Consider the following 22,898-nt stretch of genomic DNA (forward strand, 5'->3'; position numbering starts at 1 on the left):
GAAAGAAAAAAAATGAGAAAACTACTTTTAATCTTACTTGCAAATTTCGCCCTCGGGGCAAATTTATTACAATACGAAATTTTCAACAACGACGATAGCGTCGATATTGTGCTCTCTTTCGACTCGTCGTATGAGCCAGATATCACGCGCACGATCGACGGGCAGTCGATGAGCCTAGTGCTAAAAAATCTAGGCAGCGAAGAGAAATACAACGAAATGCGCACCAACCAAAAGGTTTTGCGCGGATTTACTATCGCGCCTAAGGGCAACAATGTCGAAATCAACTTCCCCACAGGGGCAAATTTAATCGCAAATGCAATTTCGCAAGACGCGAAATTAAAGCTCTCAATCAATATCAAAAACCCGAATTTCGACCAAAGCCAAATGAGCGTTTCGCCTAGCCAAAGCGAAACCGAGCAAGAAAAGCCAAGCTCAAATTCTGGCCTTGGCTGGATACTGCCTGGCATTGTCATTTTGCTACTAATCGGCGCAGTAATGGTGCTCGTGCGCAAATTTAAGGGATTTAAAGGGCGCAAAAGCATAGATGATACTTGGGAGCAGTTCAACTCATCTGTGCTAGAACGCCAAAGTAGCGATGAGAGCGAGGATACAGGCGCGCAAGGTGGTGAGCGTAGCTATGAGGCGCGAGCGAATTTCGACGATGAAATCAGCGACGAAGTAGCCCAAAACATATCCTTCACCCAAGAGAGCGAAAAATCGTGGCAAGAACTAGCCCAAAGCGACGAAATAGAGGAAGCAGTAGCGGAGGAATACGAACCGCGTGGCGATAAATTTGACGATGAAATGCAAGATAAAATAGAAGAAGAATTTGAGGAAGTCCCGCAAAACAGCGCTTCTCAAAACACTGCCCCGAAAAATACTGCGCCGCAAAGCTCATTTAGCTCGGAATTAAAAGAGCGCTTGGAGGCTAAAAGCGATAAAATTTCAGCCTTTGAAAGCGTTTTGCGAAATGAAATCAAAGAAAACGCGGAAGCCAGCGTGAGCGATATCGGCGTCGAGTTTGTCAAAGAAATCGACGAAAGTAGCACAGCTGTGGTGTTAAAATTTGCTGGCAAAAAACACCTTGTCGTGCTCAAAAACTCAAATATCATCGAATAATTCTAAATTCAGGGCGAAATTTGGCTAAATTTCGCCTTTTTTATCTTTTTGATCTTATTTTATACACTCATCTTGTAATTTTTGTGCTTTTTCAAATTCTGCATACTCTTGTAAATCGCCACCATATTTAGGCAAATCATATATTTTGTATCGTAAAAATTATATATTTTTTGCATTTTTTACAACGCACAAATTTTTTCAATAATTTTATTTATTTAAATTTGCCATTTTTTTATATATCAAAAATTCAAAAAATAAATTAGCGTAAATCAAAATAATCACATAGATATGTATGACAAAAATAAAAAGCCAAAATAAAAAATTAATTGATTCTAGCCTCTTCATTATAAATTCTATATCTGAAACAATAGCTAAAAAAGCAAAATAAAAATTTGGGACAAATATAAGCAAAATCGCAAAAACGCTGACCAAAAAATTACCATTATCACTCAATTTGTAAAAAACATAATAGGTTTTGTATATAAAAATACCGCCAAATAGGTAACCTAAAAAAATAATAATATTAATCAGCAAGCTATCATCAGATCCAAAATTGCGAAAATGCAAACAACTCGCCAACATAATAATCAAAACTCCAATCAAATATAAAATCCAAGAATTTTTGTTTTTTGCAGTTTTTGACATTATGTAAAATTGCTTTATTTTGATTAAAAGCACAGAAAATAAAGCAAAATAAACCAAGCCTAAATTTGTAAAGATTGTATCCGGGTGAGAATCTATACACAAAAGACAAACGCTGACTATAAGTAATTGAATATGTATATATCTCTTATATTTTTTTAAATCAATTTTTATTAAGTGCATTGTTCAAATTCTTTATATTTTTCTATATTATTCTAAATTCTGCTTCTTTTTCACGGCCTCGTAAATTTCATCTACGCTGGTTAAATTCTGCTCGATAAATTTTTGCGCGCTTTGGCGAGTTTTGCGCCCGAAAATCCCATCTTGCTTGGCTCCGACAGCCTTTTGGATAAAGAGGATTTTCTCTTTTTGACTGATATTTACGCTATCGTTTGCATCGCGGATTATCACGACGCTGAAATTCCCCTCGTCCTTTATCGCCACGGGCGCGCTCGCGCTATCCCCAGAGCTAAATTTCGCGCACAGCTGGCTGGCTAAATTTTCAAATTTGCCCGCAAGCGCGATTTTTGGGACGCTGTTTTTAGCCGCCAGCGCCCCATACACGCCCCCTGCTAGCACAAAAACAGCCAAAATTTTCGCAAATTTCACAAACGCAGGGCGATTTCGCAGGCTTCTGCGATATTCGCTTGGGATTTCACGCTGTTTTATCAGCGTCCAAACGCTACTTAGCCCCCACAGCACCGCACCGCACACGCTAGCAGCCAGAGCGAAAACACACAACGCGCCCAAAATCCCCACTAGCGCGCTTTTACCTAGCGCCCCCGCCATAAATCCACACGCCCCAAGCGCGCCTAGCACCCATACTATCGCGCCTAGCACGCCCCACACAGCGCGCGAGTGCGTAGGCGAGACCCTATCTAGACAGCCCCTTATCATCGCGCTCATATTTCGCGCCATTTCATCGCCGATGAAGCCCTCGCATGAGCGTTTTACGATATTTACAGCCTCGTCCTCGCTAGGATTTGGCGCGCTAGCGATTTTTTTCATCGCGCTATCAAGCACGGGTTGGGCAGAGTATTTCTCGAAAAATCCATAAGCCTGACGCGCACTCATACCGCCTTGGGATTGAATTTTGACCAAATTTATGGCGTCATCGGCGAACAAATCATCGAAAATTTTAGGCTTTATAAAGATACTAAGCGGATCGCCAAAGCCAACCAAAACATAATTTTTATCAAAAATTTCAAACCTTAGCTCGACCACCTTGCATTTGCCGATATATTCGGCTTCGCACGCACTTTCGCTAAGCTCTTCCCCGCTTTGGGTAAAGGCGATTTTGCTAGCAATAAATTCTAAATTTTGCGCGCACAAATACGCCAAAAATTCATCATTATAAGCGATTTGGCGCAGTCCGATTCTAGCGCTTGCACTTGCATTTGCGCAAACGCTTCTAGTGCGGATAAAAAAGCCATTTCCCGCGCATACTTCGCAATCGCTCCAACCAGCCCCGTCGCAGGCTTTGCACTTCAATTTCCCAGTGCCAGTGCATTTTTGGCACTCTTCATAGCCCGCACCACCGCATTTTTGGCAGGTTTGCACGCCCTCGACCATTTTGGTAGAGCCGTCGCTTTGCTCCTTAATGTATGTGGCTGGGATCTGACCTGCGCCCGCGCAGACAAAGCAGGGCTGTTTGCCCGCACCCTCGCATGCTGGGCAATCTTGCGTGCCTGAACCTGCGCATTTTTTGCAGGCGATTTTGCCCTCTTGGGCGCATTTTTCGCAACCCTCATAGACGCTAAATGGGCTAAATGAATAATACCTTTGCTGTGCTTGCGCGCTTGCGATTGCCGAATTTGCGCCCTCTCTTAGCGAACTAAGCAAAATTTCATGCAGTTTTTGGCTGTTTTTGGCCTCGCTCATGCACTCACTTGCATGCGCTTCAAACCCCGCTCTATCCTTGCCAAAATGGATTGAGGCGTTTTCTCCGCCGGCTATGACCTCATCGCTAAATTCGCCGTCAAATTCCCATTTAATGGAAATTTTGACCTCGCTAGGGAAAAAGTCCCCCCTAGCATTGCGCAAATCGCTAGCCTTGGCAGAGTTTTTGTCGATTAAATTTCGTAATTTTTGTATCAGTGCTTCGTATATTTCGTCCATTTCATCGCCTCAAATTTAATCCCTAATTATAATCAAATTTTGCTTTATTATTTTTCAAATTTCGCCCACCAAGGCGCAACTAGGATAAAAATTTTGTTTTATAAGCAAATTTAAATTATAATCGCTTTATAAAAAAGGAAAACGGACAAAATGAAAAAACCAACCCCCATAAACGAAGAAATTCGCCTAGAACCAGATCGCTACATCGTATCCAAAACCGATACCAAGGGCTTTATCACCTTTGCCAACACTTATTTTTGCTATATTTGCGGATACAGCGCCGATGAGCTTCTAGGCTCGCCACACTCGATTATACGCCACCCAGACATGCCACGCCTCGCCTTTAAAATGATGTGGGACGAGATAAATCAAGGGCATGATTTTATCGCGCTGGTTAAAAATTTAGCCAAAGACGGGCGGTATTATTGGGTGATGACAGAGTTTCGCCCATACCGCGATCCCCTAAGTGGCGAGATTTACGAGCATACCGCATACCGCAAGGCTCCGCCTCGCTCTGCGATTGAGACAATCGCGCCGATTTATGCCAAGCTTTTGGAGGCTGAGAAAACAGGCGGAATCAAGGCTAGCAAGAAAATTTTGGACGAGATTTTAGCTAGCAAGGGCAAAACTTACAAAGAGTGGATTTTGGAGCTGACACTACGCAAAGATACATTTACCGATAATTTTTTCCGCACGATGAGAAATATTTTTAACCGCGGCGAAATTTGAAATTTTGCGTTATTCATTATAATTGTGAGAAATGCGAAGCATTTCAGTTAAACAAAACCAGCTAAATTTAGAGCGAAGCTCTAAATTTAGCCACCTTGTAAAGCGTCGTCGGGGGAAATTCGCACGGTGCAAAAGACGCGAACAGCGCTTTTGCGTGCGAATTAAATGTGGGGAGGGTAGCGTCTCACAAAACAAGCGAAGCGCTCGGCGTCAGCCAATGTTTCCTTGAAAACCAGCGTAGCGGTGCGAGGCGGAAGCCGAAGCAGGTTTCCCCAGAGCGCAACGCGCGAAGCAGAGCAAACAAGCGCGCCCCCTTACAGAGAATTTCAAAATTCGCTTAAAATTTAAAAAATCGTTCAATGCTAAATTTAAGTAGAATTTTGCTTTAAATTTTGCTGGATTGCTTCGGCGATAAATCGCCTCGCAATGACAGCAAATTTGCATACTTTAAATTTTAAAGTCGTAGATTGCTTCGTCGCTATCGCTCCTCGCAATGACATAGCGAGCAAAATTTGCATAATCTGTCATTGCGAGAATTTGCGTAGCAAATTCGAAGCAATCTACGAATTAAAAATTTAAAGTCAGTTTTTTTGCAAAATTTACCTAAATTACTTCGCGCGTTGCGCTTGCAATAAGAATAATTTCGGCTCAGTATTTTGAAGTTTGCGCTAGCGGAATTTGAAGAAAATGGCTAAATTTAGCCTTTGCCAAATTTAGCCTGGATTTTAAAATTTAGCCGTTTTTACGAGCGAATTCGTTCATAAACTCCACGAGAGTTTTGACATTTTGCGCTGTGATTGCATTATACAGCGACGCACGGATTCCGCCTAGCACGCGGTGTCCTTTGAGCCCAATCATACCAGCCTTGCTAGCCTCATCGATAAACTTCGCCTCGATCTTGGCCCCGCTTGCGATATTAAAGCTAATATTCATCAGGCTCCTGCTATCCGCCCTCGCATGCCCAGCGTAAAATCCGCCGCTCGCGTCGATTGTCTCGTATAAAATCGCGGCCTTTTGCTCGTTGCGCGCAGCCATTTTGGCAAGGCCGCCGATTTCGTTTTCGATCCACTCTAACATCAAATCAAGCATATAAATTCCAAAGGTATTTGGGGTATTATACATAGAATCGGCGTTTGCTTGGGTTTTGTAGCGCAAAATCATGGGCGTGTGAGTATCATCAGCCCTATCAAGCAAATCCTCGCGAATCGCCACCATTGTTACACCTGCTGGGCCGCCGTTTTTTTGGATACCGCCATAAAACAGCCCCACGCTTGAAATATCCACAGGCCTAGAAAATAAATCGCTCGAACTATCCACGACTAGCGGGCATTTGCACTTTGGTAGAGCCTTATACTGTGTGCCATAAATCGTATTATTCGAGCAAATATAGCCATAATCGGCATCGTCGCTGAATTTCACCTCTGGGATATGGTCGAATTTGCTCTCTTTGCTACTTGCGATTACGCGGTGATTTATGCCTAAAATTTCCGCCTCTTTTATGGCTTTGTTCGTCCAGTTGCCGGTGTTTGCGTATTCGGCGTAGCCTGTTTTTGTCATGAGATTCATAGGCACTTGCGCGAACTGCAAACTGCCCCCACCCTGCAAAAACAAAATTTTGAAATTCTCGCCAAAGCCATAGAGCCGTTTTACGCGCGCCATTGCGCTATGTAGGACTTCCTCGAAAATTTTGGTGCGGTGAGAAATCTCGATAATCGAATATCCATGACCCTTGTAGTCGGTAAATTCGGCCTTAGCGTGCTCTAAAACGCTTAGCGGAATCGTGCTAGGACCAGCGCTGAAATTAATAACTCTACTCATTTTGCCTCCTTGAAATTTAATCTAATATTTGCGCCACTTTTTTAGCATTTTGCGATACAATCGCGATTTTATCGCCACTTTGTAGCTCTTCTAGGCTGATTTTTTTGCCATCTTTTTGGATTTGCACTAAATCTTTTGTTAGCTCAAAATAGCTTGCTTTTTGTTTTAAAATTTCGTTTTTTAGCTCGATTTGATGAGTTAAATTTGCAAATTTGGCGTTGATTGTGTTTTTAAATTTAATCTCTAAATTTTGCAAATTTAATAAATTTTGCGTGATTTTGGTATCTACGGATTTGCTTTTTAGCTCGAAATATCGCATTTTAAGTTCATTTTGCAAATTTGCGATTTTTTCGTTTATAAATTTTTTCAAACAATTTTCCGCGCCGTCTAAATTCTGATAAAGCGTGGAAATTTCAGGCAATAAATCCACCATAGCCGCTGTTGGCGTGAGTGAGCGATGATCTGCGACAAAATCGCTTATGCTAAAATCTATTTCGTGCCCCACAGCCGAAATTATCGGCGTTTGCGCTGCATAAATTTCGCGGGCGAGCATTTCGTCGTTGAAGCACCACAAATCCTCTTTGCTGCCACCGCCCCTTGCGATAATAATCGCGTCATACCCAGCGCTATCAGCCCTGCGCAGTGCCGATATGATCGAGCTTGGCGCGCTAGTTCCTTGCACCAAAGAGTTGTAAATGTCGATTTTAAGCATAGGAAATCTATCGTTTGCTACTCTAAGCATATCCGCGCACGCTGCCGACCCCGCACTCGTAATAAGCGCGATATGGCGCGGAAATTTCGGAAGCGGTTTTTTGCGCGACGCGTCGAAAAGTCCCTCGCCAGAGAGCTTTTCTTTAAGCGCATTAAAGCGCATTTCTAGCTCGCCAGCCCCAGCTTCTCGCATTTGCGTTACTTGGATTTGATACGCACCAGTGGCTGGATAAATCGTAAGTTTGCCCGTTAGCACGACACGCATGCCGATTTTTGGTGTGAAATTTAGCTTTTGATTGGCGAAGCGAAACATAGCGCAATTAAGGGCTGAGTTTTCGTCTTTTATCGTAAAATACCAGTGTTTGCTTATACTTTGCTCGCTAAATTTCGAGATCTCGCCCTCGACCTCGATACCAGCAAAGGTCGTTTCTAGTAGCGCTTTGGCCTTTTCATTGACTTCGCTGACGCTAAGCATCGCGCACCTTTTTGGCGATAAAAAGCGTGCTCACATCGAAGCTAAATCCCTTTATCACAAGTGGCTCAAAACCCGAAATTATGAGCTTTTCTTTGAAGCTTGCGGTGTCTAGGAAATTGCCGATTGAGCTTGGCAAATACTCGTAAGCTTCCTTGTTTTTCGAAATCGCGCCACCGATTAATGGCAAAATTTTGCTGACATAAAAATCGCGCATTTTAAATACTAACCCGCCGTTTTGGGCTTTGGTAAATTCTAGCACCACGACTAAGCCGCCTGGCTTTATCACGCGGTTAAACTCGCGCAAAGCTTCATCTAGGGCCACTACATTTCGTATGCCATAGCTGATACTTACGATATCCACGCTAGCGTTTTCTAGCGTCGTTTGCGTCGCAGTCGCGGTGATAAAGGTGTGGTCTTTGAATTTCTCTTTGGCTACGCCTAGCATACCCACGCTTGGGTCAATCCCTATGATTTGCTCGATTGAAACGCCGTGTTTTGGGGCTAATTCCTCCCAAATTTTAATCATATCGCCAGTTCCGCACGCTACATCGGCGATTTTTACGCTTTTGTTTTTGCAGTATTCAAGCGCCGCTCCCACGCCTGCTTTGCGCCACGAAGTATCCACGCCAAGGCTGATTGCGCGGTTTGCCTTGTCATAAGTAGGCGCGATTTCATCGAACATTTTTATGATTTTTTCTTGTTTTTCCACGATTTTTCCTATCTGTATATTTTGATTTTTGCAATTGCTTTTTTTATGGATTTTAAAAACTCATCTTTGTGAGCTAAAATCTCGCTTTTTAGGGACTTTGTCTTGGCAATTAGCTCGTTATTTAGAGCTAAAAGATATTTAAAACTCTCGTCGTTTTTATCGCTTGCTTTTTGATACATGGCGATGAAATTTTGCCAAATACTCACATCTTGGAGCGCACCAAAGCTCTCTTGCGCGATTTTTACCTGCTTGTAAGCCTCGCTAATCCTAGCGCTCTCATAAATCCTAGCGCAAAATTCAAGCTCGTAGCGAACCTTTTTTAGATAAATTCGCGCATCGTGAAATTTGGCGATTTCGCTTTTTTCGTTTAATTCACCAATCACGCTTTTTAAAGTTTTCAACGCCTTATTTAGGCGGTTTGAAATAAATTTTTTAGCGATTTTTTCATACTCTGGGCTAAGGTAAATTCCGCCTAAATTTTTCAAAAAATCCTCAAATTTAGCCCTAAATTTATCAAATTCAGCGTCGCTTAAAGCCCTTTTTGTGCGCTCATTGATACTGCGCCCAAGCGTATTCATCTGCGCTCCAAAGTGCGCTGGGGCAGAGTTTTGCACCAAAAATTTGCTAAATACTTCGATATCTCGCATTTGGTTTGTTTTGCCGACGATGTTTTTGAGATGAGTTAAAATTTCATCAGTGATTTTTGGCGCGAAAAGCGGAGCGAAAAATTTCACCATAACCCGCATTTTGCGCATTGCAATGCGAAATTTATGAAGCGCTTCCTCATCTTTGGCGCACATATATTCATCGTGCGATTTTAAAATTTGTGAATAAATTTTAGCAAAAATCACGCCAGCACTTTGCGCGCTATCGGCGTATGGCGGGATTTGAAATTTCATATCGTCAAATTTTTCAAAAACGCTTTTGGCAAAGCCGTAATTTAGCTTTTCGCAAGGCTTACCAAAACGCGCTAAATAGCGTGTTTTGTAGCGAAAATCATCGCTGATATCTAAAAATTCGTGTTCGCCAAATGTTTTGATAAAATCAAACTTCTTGCTAGCTTCTTCGCTTTTGAAATTCGCAACTAGCGTGATTAGCGTAGATAACCTGGAAGAATAAATTTCTAGGTGAAAATCAGCCTGAGAATTCGCAAAGCCATAACGGCATTTTTGCACCATTTCGCCCTGCATATCGGCCTTGGCTTCGCTAAAATCGTCTTTGGAAATTTTAAATTTCAAAGCCTCGCGGATGAGATCTTCTTTTTTATGATGAAGCGTAAAGGTATTGTTTTCGCAGACATAGTAAATTTCGGGCGAAAATGATGTATAAAACCAGCTAACATCGCTTTTGCGAAGTTTGACGCCAGCATCTTGCAATGCAAATAAAATCGCCCTATCATAAAGTAGAAATTTGCGCTTTGTCTTCATACCCACTCCAAAAATAAAATGGGTAATGATAGCAAATTTAAGCTTATATTACCTACAAAACTCGCAGTCTTCAACTGTGGCTGTGATATTTAGTTTGCGGACAAAATTTTTAAGCTGTTTTTCGACGCTGGTGCGCATATCGTCCATAAAAATATCGCCCATAAACATATCGCTGACATTTCCGCATTTTTCGCAAACGACATGCATGTGCGGGGTGTTGTAGATATCGTATCTTGGCTTTTGGTTTGGAGTATTTACCTCGACGACCACGCCCTCATCAAGCAATCTATTTAAATTTTTATAAACCGTAGCAAGCGAAATTGATGGGTAATCCTCTTTGATCCCGTCATAAAGTGAGTCGATATTTGGGTGCTCGTGACGGTCTAGCACTTTTAGGATACAAAGGCGTTGTGGCGTGGCTTTGAGCCCGCAGTTTTTGAGCAAATCTACATGTGTCATAATGTCGTCCTTAGATAAAATTTACTCATTATATGCAAAAAATATTAAACTAAAATTATACTAATTGATAATTTTTTGTATTTGATATTACCTTTGCCAAATTTTGCGCGTCTAAACCTAGCGATTTCTCCACATCTGCGGTGCTTCCGTGCGGTAAAAAAATATCGTCAAACTCATAAGAAATAATTTTTACATTTTGAATATTTTCCTCTTGTAAAAACGCGCCTAGTATTTCGCCCACACCGCCTTTTTTCATACTTTGGCTAAATACGAACCAAATTTTGGTTTTTTTCGCTAAATTTAGTAAAAATTCTCTATCCAGCGGTTTTACAAAGACCAAATCAACGATATTTACGCTCATTTTATCATTTAGGATTTTTGCTACCTCGCACGCCTTGCCGGTGCTATCTCCATAGCCGATAAATGCGATTTGGCTAGCCTCACACTCTTTGATAAATCTTGATTTTAATGGCGAAATTTCAGGAATTTGCCCGAAATTTGGCTCCAAGCTTTGCATCGTAAAACTTCCGCGCGGATAGCGAATCGCCAAAATCCCTTTATGCTCGTGCGAATACCTCATCAAAGCCCTAAAACTCGCCTCATCGCACGGCGCACACATGCTTAAATTTGGAATCCCGTTAAATAGGCTGATATCAAACACACCCTCGTGCGTCTCGCCGTCCTCGCCCACGATTCCAGCCCTATCCATGGCGATTACTGCGTTTAAGCCCATAAGCGCTAAATCGTGGATTACTTGATCGACTGCGCGTTGCATGAAGGTCGAATATATCGTAATATATGGCCTAAAACCCTCTTTTGCCATTGCTGCCATTGAGGTTACGGCGTGTTCTTCGGCAATCGCCACATCCCAAAATCTATCAGGGAAACGCTCAATTAGCGCGTCTAGCCCAGTCCCGCTTGGCATAGCAGCTGTTACGCCAACTACATCAGAGTGAGCCTGCGCTAGCTCTAAAAGGGCTTCTTGGTAAATTTTTGTAGCCGATTTCGCGCCAGATTTTTTCTTAAATTCGCCACTTTTTATGTCGAAAGCTCCCACGCCATGCCAGTTGCCGTCGTCGTTTTCGCTGTTTTTATAACCCTTGCCTTTGATTGTTTGGATATGCACGATTACGGGCTTTTTAGCACTCTTTGCGACCTTAAATGCGCTAATTAGATCGCCCAGGTTGTGCCCATCAACGGGGCCTATGTATTCAAGGCCAAGCTCTTCAAAAAACATGCCAGGGATTATGAGTTTTAGCGAGTTTTCAAAGCGCCTTGCCATGTATGTAGCACTCTCTGGCGCGTGAGATAAAAGCTCTCTTATGCGCGATTTAAATTTTTGATATGTCTCGCCCGCCATCATTTGGCTAAGATACTTGCTAAATGCGCCGATTGGCTTAGAAATGCTCATTTTGTTATCATTTAGTATGATTACGCAAGGCAAATGCAAATCCCCTAGCTCATTCATCGCCTCATAAGTCATGCCCCCACTCATCGAGCCGTCCCCTACTAGCACCACAGGCACTCTATCCTCGCCTTTGAGTTTGATAGCCTTTGCCGCGCCCACAGCTAGGCTAATCGAGGTGCTAGCATGCCCAGCTACGAAATAATCATGCGCGCTTTCGCTAGGCTTAGTATATCCGCTAAGTCCGCCAAATTTACGCAAAGAGCTAAATTCGTCCCAACGCCCAGTCAAAAGCTTGTGCGCGTAGCTTTGGTGGCTGACATCGAAGATAAATGGATCTTTTGCGCTATCAAAAACCACATGCATAGCCACTATCGCCTCGACCGCGCCCATGTTTGAACTAAGATGACCGCCGTTTTGGCTCACGACTTCGACGATTCTGGTGCGAATTTGCTCACAAAGCTCGCTAAGTTCGGTTAGGCTTTTGTTTTTGATATCCACTATAACAACTCTTTTAAGGCTTTAAAAACGCGCGAATTTTGCTTCGGAAGTCCGATTGTAATGCGAATCGCGTTTAATCCATAGCTCTTTAAATTTCGCAAAATTATACCTTGTCGCAAAAGTGCGTCGCAAATTTTAGTTGAATTTTGGTTATCACCCAGCATAAATGTTATGAAATTTGCATAACTTGGCAGGAATTTAATGCCGTTTTTGGTGGCGAATTTTTCAAATTTTTTCATCTGCTGAAAATTATTTTGCAAGGTCTTTTGCACAAATTTATCATCGCCAAGTGCCGCAATCGCCGCTGCTAAGGTCGGCGTGGTGATATTAAATGGCGGGCGCAGTTTATAAAGCGCGCTAATAATTCCGCTCTCGCCAATTCCATACCCCACTCTCATACCCCCAAGCCCATACGCCTTAGAAAATGTCCCAAGATAGAGGGCGTTTGTGAAATGCGTGGCTATAAATTTAGGGTCAAGGTGCTTGTTTTTGTCCTTAAATGTGGCAAATTCGTTATAAGCTGCGTCGATGATGACGAGGGTGTCCTTATCCACGCTAGCGATAAATTCGTAAATTTTCTCAGCGTCCAAACACTCGCCAAGAGGGTTGTTTGGCATACACAAAAATATCGCTTTTATCTCGTTTTTATGCGCCTCGTAAAGCGATTTTAGCGCCTCTAAATCGTGCGAAATTTCTTTGGTTTTATAAATTTTGCCCTCGCAGTGCCTTGCGTAAATGCCATACATCGCAAAGCTTACCCCTGCTTGAAGTATCGCAAAACCCTTGCTAAGCACGCTGTGAAGGGCAAATTCGATGATTTGATCGCTACCTGCGCCGATTATGATATTTTCGCTTTTTACGCCAAATTTCGCCGCTAGCGCGTCTTTTAGCTCAAACATACTATCATCAGGGTAAAGATGAGCACAGGTGGCGCATTTTTTAATGGCTTTTTGCGCTTTTTTGCTAGATCCAAATGGATTTTCGTTGCTAGCTAGTTTTAGCACATCTTTTTTCTTCACACCAAATTCGCGCACCACTAACTCGATTGGCTTTCCAGCCTCGTAATTACTCAAATCGTCCAAAAATTTGTTAAATTTCATTATTCATCTCCATTTAAATAGCTTCCAAGCCAAGTTATTTCATGAGCGTGGCGAGTGGCGTTTTCTAGCACTCTAATCACACCCTCATCGTCGATATGCCCCTCAAAATCGATATAAAATACGCTTTTGAAATCATGCGATTTAATCGGGCGACTCTCTAATTTAGTCAAATTTATCCCCTCATTGCGAAACATTTGAAGTAACTCCACCAAACCGCCCGGTTTATCATCGGTTTTAGCCAAAATGCTAGTTTTGTTGCGATCACTTCTTTGGTTTTTAAAGTCGCTTAGCACGAAAAATCTCGTGCGATTGTTTGCATTATCCTCGATTTTTTCATACATTACAGGCACGCCATACAGCTCGGCTGCGATTTTAGAGCAAATCGCTGCTGAATTTGGGGTTTCAAGCGTGGCTTGGGCGGCTTTGGCAGTAGATTTGGTGGCTGTAAATTTAACCCCGCTAAGTCCGTGATCGTCTAAGAATTTCAAGCATTGATTATAGGCTTGCGGGTGAGAAAAAATCTGCGTAATCTCGGCTGTTTGCGTGCAGTTTGTAACCAAAGAGTGGTGGATATCCATATAAATTTCGGCTACGATTTTGACCTCTTGATATTTGCGCAAACAATCCAGCGTAACGCCGACTGCGCCTTCGGTGTTGTTTTCTATGGGCACGACGCCGTATTTTGCCTCTTTGGTGATTAGGGATTTAAACACTGCCTCGATGTTTGAGAGTGGCTCATAGGTGCTAATCGCGCCAAATCTGGCCTTGGCTGCTTGGTGAGTGTATGTGCCAAAAGGCCCTAAAAACGCTACGACTTGCGGTTTTTCTAAATTTCTAGAAACTGAGAAAATTTCAAAAAATATCGCCTCAATCGCCTCTTTATTTAAATTTTTAAGTTTGACGCCATCGAGCCTAGAAATTATCGCACGCTCCCTTTCTGGGCGATACACGGCGCTTCCTGTGGTTTGCTTCAATTCACCGATTTTTTTGACATAATCCATACGCAAATCAATCAAACGAATAATCTCATCGTCGATTTTATCAATCCCTACGCGTAAATCTTCTATGCTTTTCATCACTCTTCCATATATTTTTTTTCGTTTGCAACGAGATCCTCGAAACTCTCTCTGGCTCTGATTAGGCGATCCTTGCCCTCGCTAATAGCCACCTCAGCTGGACGCGGGCGCGTGTTGTAGTTGCTAGACATGCTAAACCCATACGCTCCTGCGCTTTTTATCACCAAAATATCGCCGTGGTCTAAATTTGGCAAATTTACATTTTTGGCTAAAAAATCGCCACTCTCGCAAATCGGTCCTACAATATCACAAAGCGAGCTTTCGCCCTCTTTTTGCACTGCAACAACCTCGTGATAGGCTTGATACAGGCTTGGGCGGATTAGATCGTTCATAGCTCCGTCTGTGATGACAAAGCGTTTGGCGCCGTTGTATTTCTCGTATAAAACGCTAGTGATAAACTCGCCCGCATTTCCTACGATAAACCTGCCCGGCTCGCATGTAATCGTCACATCTAGCCCACTTAAAACAGCCAAAATTCCTTGCGCATAATCATACAAACTAACCTGTTTTTCGTCTTTGTAGCGGATTCCAATCCCTCCGCCGATATCGAAAAATTTAATCTCAATCTGCGCTGCAAGCAGTTCGCGCAAAAGATCGCTTACGATTTTCGCCGCGTCGTGGATCGGCGAAATGTCAGTTAGCTGCGAACCTATGTGGAAGTGGATTCCAACTGGATTTAAAAATTCAGACTTTTTAGCGTAAAGATACATAGCGCGCGCATTATCAATGCTAACGCCGAATTTGTTTTCGTTAAGTCCAGTAGAAATGTATGGGTGGGTTTTGGCATCGACATTTGGATTTACACGGATACTAATCCTAGCGGTTTTGCCCAAATTTTGCGCGATTTTTTCTAGGCGATACATTTCGGCTTCGCTCTCTAAATTTATATATAAAATTTCGCTTTTTAGCGCCTCTTCTAGCTCGTAATCTTGCTTGCCCACGCCTGAATATATGATTTTATACGAATTTGCCCCAGCTAGTAGCGCGCGTCTAACCTCGCCGATACTCACGCAATCAAACCCGCTTCCTAGCCTTACTAAATGTTGCAAAATGCTTAAATTTGAGTTTGCCTTAATAGCGAAGCAAACTAGCGATTTGCGCGCCGCAAATGCACCTTTTAGCAATTCATAATTTTTCGTAATCTCGTCGAAATCATAAACATAAAGTGGAGAGCCGTATTTTGAGACTAAATTTTTGTAATTCATATATTTTCTTTCGGTAAAAAATTTTGCGCATTTTAGCAAATTCGGACTTAACGATGCTTAAAAACCAGCCAAATCGCAAATACTAAAAGTAGCAAAATCGGCACGATAATGCCTAATTCTGGGAGTATCACGCCATTAAGCGAGAAGCGAATCAGCACGAAAAACAGCCCCCACGCACACAGCGTAATGATAAAAAACCCAAAACTCATAAGAGCTAGGTTAAAAAACCTGCCAGTAATCGGAAAATAATAATAAAGGATTAAAATCATAATCGGCGCAAAAAGCGGGAAAAATATCATATTGTATAAATTTGCCTTGATTGAATTTACATTGACGCCTTGGTTTGCGAAGGTTTTGATAGAGCGAATCGCGTCTTTGATCGAATATACATTGCTCGTATCATACACGCTTTCGATTGAGCTTGGATTAAAGCCCCTTAGCATGGCTTCGTTTTGGATACTTTCCCTTTTCAACCCAGCCTCGCCAAGGCTTAAATTTGTAGGAATTTGGGTTTTTTCGCCCTCCCTAAATTTCCACTCTTTTGCGCTATATTCGCCGTTTTTAGCCCAAATTCTGCTTTGCAACTCGCTAGCGTTGATATCAAATGCTATCATCTCATCAGCGTGGTTTTGGTGAAGTCCGTTGATATAGACATATTTGCCCTCGTATTTGAGAAACATCTCAGGTCCTACCGGGGTAAAATCCGTCAAATTCTTTTGAAATTTCAAAGCATAGGCAAAAGGGGTGGTATTTAGATAAATATATCCTAGCGTGATAAAAAGCGATATCAAAAACGGCGGGATTATCAGGGCGTTTTTGCTCACGCCAAGGGCGTAAAAGCTGATAAGCTCGCTACTTCGAATCATGTTAAAAATCATTATAATCAGCGCAAAAATTAGGCTTAACGGCAAAATATAAGTAATCGCCACGCCAGCTGTTAGTGCCACATATAAAAGCCCTGTATTAGCGCTTTGCGGGAAGTCTTTGAGATTGGTTAAGACATCGATTCCCACATAAAAAAAGTCCAAAGCTACAAATAAAATAAAAAAATATTTAAGATAAACAAGGCTTACATATTTGGCATACAGCTTCATTGCGCAACCTTTTTTATCGTGAATTTTTGCGAAATTTCATCTATATCGCTGTGAATTAGCTCATTTACAGCCTTTTTGGCATACTCTAAAATTTGGCTTAGTTTTTCCGTATCATCGTCTCCAAATTTAGCCAAGACAAAATTTGCAGCGTCCCAGCCTTCTGGCTTTTTGCCCACGCCGATACGCACTCTTTCATACTGGGTTCCGATTAGATTGTCGATTGATTTAAGCCCGTTGTGCCCGCCAGCACTTCCGCCAAGCTTAAATTTAATCGCACCCAAAGGCAAATCAATATCGTCGTGGATTACGATAACTCTATCGGGTTTGTAAAAATCGCAAACCGCTTTGATTGAATTTCCGCTTAAATTCATAAAAGTTTGAGGTTTAAGAAGTAGAAGTGAGCCTTTTTTATAAAGCTCACCCTGAAATTTCGCTCCGCTAACATCGCTAAAACCGCCATTGCTTAGCAGAGCGTCGATTAGCATAAATCCTACATTATGCCTAGTGTGAGAATACTTCTCCCCTGGATTACCAAGTCCGACGAGCAGTATCATAGCTCACCTATTTAGCCGAAGTTACTCCGACAACTGCAACAGAGCCATCCATGATAATGCTTACGCCATCTTTTACAGGGATATCGCGAACTAGGATAAAATCGCCCAAATCTAAATCTGTAACATCTAGTGTAAAGCTATCTGGCAAATCTTTACCAGCGCATTTTACAGCTAAACGGCGTTTTGATTGGACTAAAACACCTTTGTTTTTTAGGCCTTTTGCGATACCTGTTGTATAAACTGGAACAAGATATTTGCTAACTACATTATCATCTACTACGCGTAAATCAACATGAGTTAGGGCGTTTGTTACAGGGTGTTTTTGGTATTCTTGCACTACTACTTTGTATGTGCTATCGCCCACTTTTACCTCGAAAGGCAAAGTATTTTTGCTGCGAACTGCTTTGATAAAATCGTTTGTTTTAAACGCAGCATTTATATTTTGTAATCCTTTCGCATAAATATTAGCGATTAGATAACCATCTCGTTTTAAAGACTTAGAAGCCTTTTTACCGATACTATCTCTAACGATACCTTCTAACATGAGTTTTCCTTTAAAAAAAATAGGGGCTGATTTTACTAAAATTTAACTTTAATATAGCTTTATAAAAGGGTGCTAGCAAGAAATTCTTGCTAGCATAAATTTTAACGACGAATATCTTGGAGTTGAACAACTTCTTCTGCGAGTTGATCTGGGATATCCTCGCCGTTTGCGAGCATAATACCGCGTTTTTTCGCTAGGTCTGCGTTTTTCATTTTTAACTCTAAGTCGTTGCGTTTAGAGGCCTTATCAAGGGCTTCATCTCTCGTAATCACCTCTTGGACATACAGATCAAGCAGGTGTTGATCGAAAGTTTGCATACCATAAGTATTGCGTCCATCAGCAATCGCGTCTGGAATTTCAGAGTCGCGTCCTTCTAAAATCATATCTCTAATACGGGTATTTTTACGCAAAATTTCAACTACCGCCACGCGTTTTCCATCAATTGTGCGTGCAAGGCGTTGTGAGATTACAGCCTCGATAACGCTAGCTAGTGTCATACGGATACGCTCTTGCTCTGCTTGTTCAAACATCGCAACGATACGGTTGATTGTCTCTTTGGCATCGATTGTATGCACGGTAGAAAAGACAAGGTGACCAGTCTCAGCAGCGTGAAGCGCAGTCTCAATCGTAACAAGGTCGCGCATCTCGCCCACGAAGATAACATCAGGGTCCTCGCGCAATGCCGCACGAAGTGAATCAGCGAAAGTGTTGCAGTCCTCGCCGATAGCGCGTTGGTTGATGATACATTTATCATCTTTGAAAACAAACTCAACTGGATCTTCAATCGTAACGATATGGCTCGTTCTAGCGTGGTTTATGCGATTTAGCATAGAAGCGATTGTGGTTGTTTTACCGCTACCTGTTGGACCAGTTAGAAGCACGACGCCGCGCATAGCAGTATCGCAGATCTCTTTGATACTTTTTGGAAGTCCAAGCTCATCAATAGTTGGAATTTTTACAGGAATTGTTCTAAATACCGCGCTTACGCCGTCAATTTGGAAAAAGATATTTACACGAAAGCGGTATTCGTCGTTTAATTTGTATGTAAAATCCACACTTTTATTTTTAATCATCTCCGGAAAACGAGTTTTAAGTAGCTCTTTTGCCAAAGTCATCATATCTTCTTTAAGATAAGGATCTTTTGTAAATTTTACAAGCTCACCATTAATCCTACCACGCACCACAGAACCTGCTTTTAGGTGCAAGTCGCTACCGCCGTTTTGAACCAAAAAATTCAAAAATTTATCAAGCCTATCGCGTTGCTTAAAATCCAGCGTGCTTACATCGACTTGATATTGTGAATAATCAATTGCGTCAGCCATTATTTCTCCTTTTCAAGTGTTGTCATAATCTCATCAAATGCTTGTTCAAAAGCCACCAAGCCATCTTTTAAAAGCTTTTTATAAATTTTATCCATATCAATGCCAGCCTTTTGCGCGACATCTGCGAAAAATTTATCAATTTCCTCATCGCTAAATGGAGTCTTTGGCTCACATTTTGCCCCTATGAAAGCCTTGATTGTATCAAGTGGCGCAGTATTTACGCTAAGCGGATACAAAAGCTCTTTTATATAATAATCCGCAGGGATTTCGCCACCTTTTACCCCCGTGCTAGCAAAAAGCGCCCTAACAAACGGCAAATTTTCCTTTGCGATTATATTATAGCATTTCGTAGCGTTCATAATGCCGATTTTTGCAGGCTCTAAGCCAGCTTTTTTCATATCCTCATCAAGGGCTCTATCAAAACGGCTAACAAAAATACTAATCACAGATTGCGGAAGTTTTGCGCCTTCAAATTTAGCCGCGAACTCGCTTGTGCCCTCTTTAATCGCTTCTAGGCATTTTGCGGTTTGCTCTGGCGAGAAAATCAAGGTCGCATTTACATTTATACCACGCCTCGTTAGGGCTCTCATCGTCTCGTATCCAGCCTGGGTCGCTGGGACTTTTATCATCACATTTGGCATTGCGATTTGCGCATAAAGCCTTTTGCCCTCTTTTATCATAGCCTCTGCATCATCTGAGATACTAGGATCTACTTCGATACTAATAAAGCCGTCATCGCCCCTAGCGTAGTTTGCCAAAAGCGCATTTGCGGCGTTTTTGATATCAGTTATAGCTAAAATTTCATAAAGCTTTTTTGTGTTTTTGTGCGCAAATTTCGCCTTTTGCGCGCCGTAAGCTTGGGAGGTGGTAATGGCGTTTTTGAAAATAGATGGATTTGAGGTCGCGCCGTTAAATGTGCCTTTTGCAAGAAATTCGCCAAATTCCTTTGCGATAAAATCGCGCTCGATAAAATCGCACCACAAGCTAAATTTGATATCGTCGTTATACATACTGCATTATCTCCCTTAAATCTTTTTTATCCACGCAATGAGTTGCCTCTTTTTTCAAAATTTCATTAGCGCAAAACGCGATTCTTAGCCCCGCTTCTCTAAACATCGCCACATCGTTTGCCCCATCTCCCACACACATAACCTCATCTGCGCTTAAATGCAAAATCGCTTTGAGCTGTTGCAAGACCACGCCTTTGGAGTAGCCAAACATCATCTCTCCGCCCACATGGCCGGTTAAAACGCCATCTTTTCGGTGCAAGATATTGGCAAAACTCGCATCAAATCCTAGCACCTCTTTTGCCCAGTCAGTCGCCACATGAAATCCGCCACTAAACACCACGACGGTAATTCCCTTGGATTTAAGGTAGCTTATAAGCTCTTTTGCGCCTGGCACAAAGGGCAAATTTTGCGCGATTTTTTGCATATCCGAAAATTTCATACCCTTTAAAAACATAGCCCGCTCTTGCAAACTCTCGAAAAAATCGATCTCGCCCGCCATTGCGCGCTTTGTAATCTCTTTAACCTCTTTTTCTTTTCCTACGCTTTTTGCAAAATTCGTTATCGTCTCCCCGTCCATAAGCGTAGAATCGAAATCAAACACACAAAGTTTTATCATTAAATTTCCTTTATAAAAAAAAGCAATTATATCTAAGTTTTAATTTAAGTTTTTTGAAAAGAGCTCAAAATTTTGGCTATTTTGCACCTCGTAAATTTTCTCACTCACGGCAAATGAGTTTAAATTTATATATTTCACACCCTCAAATTCTAAAATTTCATCTTGGTGATAATGCCCCTCGATTACGATAGGTGCGGTGTAGTTGTGGATTTTTGGCTCGATATAGGATTTGAAATTCCCAGCCTTTTTATACAAAATTTTATTCTCTTGGCTTTTTAAAATCATTTTTGAAATTTTAAAATTTAGCGCGCAATCGATTTTATCCATAAATTTCAAAAACGCCCTATTTCGCAGTGATAAAAGCGCAAATTTTGTCAAAGCTGGCAAAAAAATATCGCCGTGAGAGATTTGGATTTGCCTGCCTTTAAAGCTAAAATTTGCTGGCTGGGCGCAGTTTGCGAAGACCCGCGCGTGCGGGAAAATAGCCTCTAAATTAAAATCGTGATTTCCCTCGAAATAATAAATTTCACATTTTTGCGAAATTTCGTTGATTATGGCGATATATTCGGCGTAAAATTCGCGCACAAATGTCGTATTTGCGAGGAAATCAAACATATCACCAAGCATGAAAATTTGCGGCGGCAGTGTTTTCGCGCTCCTTAAATTTCGCAAAAATTTCAGAAAATTTCGCTTGTTTGCGTTATCGTGCGCGTCGCTGATAAAAATAGCTCCGGGCTTTATTTGCAGATTTTCCACGATTTAAATGCTATTTCCTAGGCGTGGCAAACCCTCGCCCACATCGTAGCCAAACATCAAATTCGCATTTGCCACGGCTTGGCTTGACGCGCCTTTTAGCAGGTTGTCGATTGCCGAGTTTATCCAAATTTTATCCCCCTGCGTTTTGACAAAAATATCGCAAAAATGCGTTCCTGCGACATTTTTCACAGACACTGGCTCACTACGCACACGCACAAAAGGCGAATTTGCATAAAATTCGCGCAAAATTTTCTCCGCGTCGATACTCTCTTTTAGCACGCCAAATACACTTGCAAGCATTCCGCGCGTAAATGGGGCCAAATTTGGCACAAAAGATACGCTAAATTCCGCGCCGTTTATTAGGCTAAGTTGCTCCATAATCTCGTCTGCGTGGCGGTGAGTGAGTGGCGAGTATGCGTTTATGTTTTCATTGACGCTCACGAAATGGCTAGTGGCTTTTAGCCCCTTGCCTGCGCCACTGACGCCACTTTTAGCGTCGATAAAAACGCCGATTTTACTATCCATATATTTCACAAATGGCGCAGCAGCTAAAATAGAGCATGTCGGATAGCAGCCAGGATTTGCCACAAGCCTTGCAGAGGCGATTTTTTCGGCGTTTAGCTCAGCCAAACCATACACAGCATGGGCTAAATTTAGCGGGTCTAAATGTTTAGTGTAGTTTTTCTCGTAAAGTTCAAGCGATAGGCGATAATCCGCGCTTAAATCCACGACTTTGACGCTAGGAAATTTTAAAATTTCACTCGCAAACTCCATTGCCTTTTCGTGCGGAAGTGCCAAAAACACCACATCGCAACTTTGCGCGGCAGTTTTAGGATCTGCTATTTGCACCCTCATATCCAAAAACCCAGCTAACTGCGGGAAAATCTCAGAAATTTCGCCCTCACTCGTAGCGGCAAGATACGAAATTTCAAGGCCTTTGTGCGCTAGTAAAATTTTAACTAGTTCAAGCCCAGTATATCCCCCTACGCCGATGATTCCAACTCTTTTCATATTTTCGCCTTAAAATTTAATCGGTTTGTAGCTAACGCTGATAATCTCGACATCTCTGGTGCCACTTGGCAGGTTTAGCACCACTTCATCGCCCTCGGCCTTGCCTAAAAGCTGGCGCGCTAGCGGGGTGTTGATATTAAGCAGTCTTTTGGAAATATCAGCCTCCATAAGCCCCACGATAACATAGGTTTCCTCGATTTCGGTTTCCACATCCATGAAAGTCACGGTAGAGCCAAATTTGACCTTATCGTGCTCGTAGCTTGCAGGATCTATTATGCGAGAGCGCGAGAGTATGTCGTTTAGCTCGGCAATGCGAGAGAGCAAAAACGCCTGTTCCTCGCGCGCGGCGTGATACTCGGCATTTTCCTTCAAATCGCCGTGATCTCGCGCGATATCGATTTGCTTGATGATGTGCGGGAGTTTGACATTTTGGAGCTCTTTAAGCTCGGCAGTGATTTTTTCGTATCCGTAAGAGGTCATGGGTTCTGTGATACTCA

22 protein-coding genes are annotated in these 22,898 nt (G+C 42.2%); 2 read left to right on the forward strand and 20 right to left on the reverse strand.

The window, feature by feature from the left end; genetic code table 11:
• The first annotated feature begins 12 nt into the window (after positions 1 to 12).
• Positions 13 to 1,119, forward strand: a complete 1,107-nt coding sequence (locus tag OFN67_RS07240) for a hypothetical protein (RefSeq protein ID WP_270868823.1) — start codon at positions 13 to 15, stop codon at positions 1,117 to 1,119.
• A gap of 207 nt (positions 1,120 to 1,326) precedes the next feature.
• Here OFN67_RS07240 and OFN67_RS07245 read toward each other — a convergent pair whose 3' ends face one another.
• Together OFN67_RS07245 and OFN67_RS07250 are read right to left on the reverse strand one after the other, a co-directional pair.
• Entirely contained in the window at positions 1,327 to 1,764 is a 438-nt protein-coding gene (locus OFN67_RS07245) for a hypothetical protein (RefSeq protein WP_270868824.1), read from the reverse strand.
• A gap of 207 nt (positions 1,765 to 1,971) precedes the next feature.
• A complete protein-coding gene (locus OFN67_RS07250) occupies positions 1,972 to 3,879 on the reverse strand; it encodes a zinc finger-like domain-containing protein (RefSeq protein WP_270868825.1) in 1,908 nt (635 codons plus the stop codon).
• 150 nt (positions 3,880 to 4,029) lie between these two features.
• Here OFN67_RS07250 and OFN67_RS07255 point away from each other — a divergent pair, with 150 nt between their 5' ends.
• A complete protein-coding gene (locus OFN67_RS07255) occupies positions 4,030 to 4,608 on the forward strand; it encodes a PAS domain-containing protein (RefSeq protein WP_270868826.1) in 579 nt (192 codons plus the stop codon).
• Between the two features lie 732 nt (positions 4,609 to 5,340).
• Here the strand turns inward: OFN67_RS07255 and serC are convergent.
• The 18 genes from serC to greA form a co-directional block, all read right to left on the reverse strand.
• The gene (gene serC, locus OFN67_RS07260; protein ID WP_270868827.1) at positions 5,341 to 6,426 is read right to left on the reverse strand and encodes a phosphoserine transaminase; all 1,086 of its coding nucleotides are present in this window, start codon (positions 6,424 to 6,426) and stop codon (positions 5,341 to 5,343) included.
• A gap of 16 nt (positions 6,427 to 6,442) precedes the next feature.
• Positions 6,443 to 7,612: an exodeoxyribonuclease VII large subunit gene (gene xseA / locus OFN67_RS07265; RefSeq protein WP_270868828.1), complete on the reverse strand. Its 1,170-nt coding sequence runs from the start codon at positions 7,610 to 7,612 to the stop codon at positions 6,443 to 6,445.
• A complete protein-coding gene (ubiE, locus tag OFN67_RS07270) occupies positions 7,605 to 8,321 on the reverse strand; it encodes a bifunctional demethylmenaquinone methyltransferase/2-methoxy-6-polyprenyl-1,4-benzoquinol methylase UbiE (protein ID WP_270868829.1) in 717 nt (238 codons plus the stop codon). Before ubiE ends, xseA begins: the two co-directional genes overlap by 8 nt.
• 8 nt (positions 8,322 to 8,329) lie before the next feature.
• Positions 8,330 to 9,748 carry a CYTH and CHAD domain-containing protein gene (locus tag OFN67_RS07275; protein WP_270868830.1) on the reverse strand — a complete coding sequence of 473 codons (1,419 nt, stop codon included), beginning with the start codon at positions 9,746 to 9,748 and terminating at the stop codon, positions 8,330 to 8,332.
• A gap of 48 nt (positions 9,749 to 9,796) precedes the next feature.
• Complete coding sequence (locus OFN67_RS07280; RefSeq protein ID WP_270859690.1) at positions 9,797 to 10,207, reverse strand: Fur family transcriptional regulator; 411 nt, start codon at positions 10,205 to 10,207, stop codon at positions 9,797 to 9,799.
• Positions 10,208 to 10,262: 55 nt separating this feature from the next.
• Entirely contained in the window at positions 10,263 to 12,113 is a 1,851-nt protein-coding gene (gene dxs / locus OFN67_RS07285; protein WP_270868831.1) for a 1-deoxy-D-xylulose-5-phosphate synthase, read from the reverse strand.
• Complete coding sequence (hisC, locus tag OFN67_RS07290; RefSeq protein ID WP_270868832.1) at positions 12,113 to 13,213, reverse strand: histidinol-phosphate transaminase; 1,101 nt, start codon at positions 13,211 to 13,213, stop codon at positions 12,113 to 12,115. The genes dxs and hisC overlap by 1 nt, the downstream gene beginning before the upstream one ends.
• A complete protein-coding gene (gene pheA, locus OFN67_RS07295) occupies positions 13,213 to 14,289 on the reverse strand; it encodes a prephenate dehydratase (RefSeq protein WP_270859693.1) in 1,077 nt (358 codons plus the stop codon). Before pheA ends, hisC begins: the two co-directional genes overlap by 1 nt.
• Positions 14,289 to 15,494: a diaminopimelate decarboxylase gene (lysA, locus tag OFN67_RS07300; protein ID WP_270859694.1), complete on the reverse strand. Its 1,206-nt coding sequence runs from the start codon at positions 15,492 to 15,494 to the stop codon at positions 14,289 to 14,291. The genes pheA and lysA overlap by 1 nt, the downstream gene beginning before the upstream one ends.
• Before the next feature lie 47 nt (positions 15,495 to 15,541).
• Complete coding sequence (locus OFN67_RS07305; protein WP_270859695.1) at positions 15,542 to 16,588, reverse strand: LptF/LptG family permease; 1,047 nt, start codon at positions 16,586 to 16,588, stop codon at positions 15,542 to 15,544.
• Entirely contained in the window at positions 16,585 to 17,142 is a 558-nt protein-coding gene (pth, locus tag OFN67_RS07310; protein ID WP_270868833.1) for an aminoacyl-tRNA hydrolase, read from the reverse strand. The genes OFN67_RS07305 and pth overlap by 4 nt, the downstream gene beginning before the upstream one ends.
• 7 nt (positions 17,143 to 17,149) lie before the next feature.
• Entirely contained in the window at positions 17,150 to 17,686 is a 537-nt protein-coding gene (locus OFN67_RS07315; RefSeq protein WP_270868834.1) for a 50S ribosomal protein L25/general stress protein Ctc, read from the reverse strand.
• Positions 17,687 to 17,787: 101 nt separating this feature from the next.
• Positions 17,788 to 19,008, reverse strand: coding sequence for a type IV pilus twitching motility protein PilT (locus tag OFN67_RS07320; protein WP_270859698.1), 1,221 nt, complete (start codon positions 19,006 to 19,008; stop codon positions 17,788 to 17,790).
• Complete coding sequence (locus OFN67_RS07325; protein ID WP_270868835.1) at positions 19,008 to 20,018, reverse strand: transaldolase; 1,011 nt, start codon at positions 20,016 to 20,018, stop codon at positions 19,008 to 19,010. Before OFN67_RS07325 ends, OFN67_RS07320 begins: the two co-directional genes overlap by 1 nt.
• Positions 20,011 to 20,634, reverse strand: a complete 624-nt coding sequence (gene serB / locus OFN67_RS07330; RefSeq protein ID WP_270868836.1) for a phosphoserine phosphatase SerB — start codon at positions 20,632 to 20,634, stop codon at positions 20,011 to 20,013. Before serB ends, OFN67_RS07325 begins: the two co-directional genes overlap by 8 nt.
• Positions 20,635 to 20,673: 39 nt before the next feature.
• Complete coding sequence (locus OFN67_RS07335) at positions 20,674 to 21,390, reverse strand: UDP-2,3-diacylglucosamine diphosphatase (protein ID WP_270874012.1); 717 nt, start codon at positions 21,388 to 21,390, stop codon at positions 20,674 to 20,676.
• A 3-nt stretch (positions 21,391 to 21,393) separates the two neighbouring features.
• Positions 21,394 to 22,401: an N-acetyl-gamma-glutamyl-phosphate reductase gene (argC, locus tag OFN67_RS07340; protein ID WP_270874013.1), complete on the reverse strand. Its 1,008-nt coding sequence runs from the start codon at positions 22,399 to 22,401 to the stop codon at positions 21,394 to 21,396.
• A gap of 9 nt (positions 22,402 to 22,410) precedes the next feature.
• A complete protein-coding gene (gene greA / locus OFN67_RS07345; protein WP_270859711.1) occupies positions 22,411 to 22,893 on the reverse strand; it encodes a transcription elongation factor GreA in 483 nt (160 codons plus the stop codon).
• Positions 22,894 to 22,898: the final 5 nt, after the last annotated feature.

This window comes from Campylobacter sp. JMF_11 EL3, assembly GCF_027736965.1.
Taxonomy (GTDB): Bacteria; Campylobacterota; Campylobacteria; order Campylobacterales; family Campylobacteraceae; genus Campylobacter_B.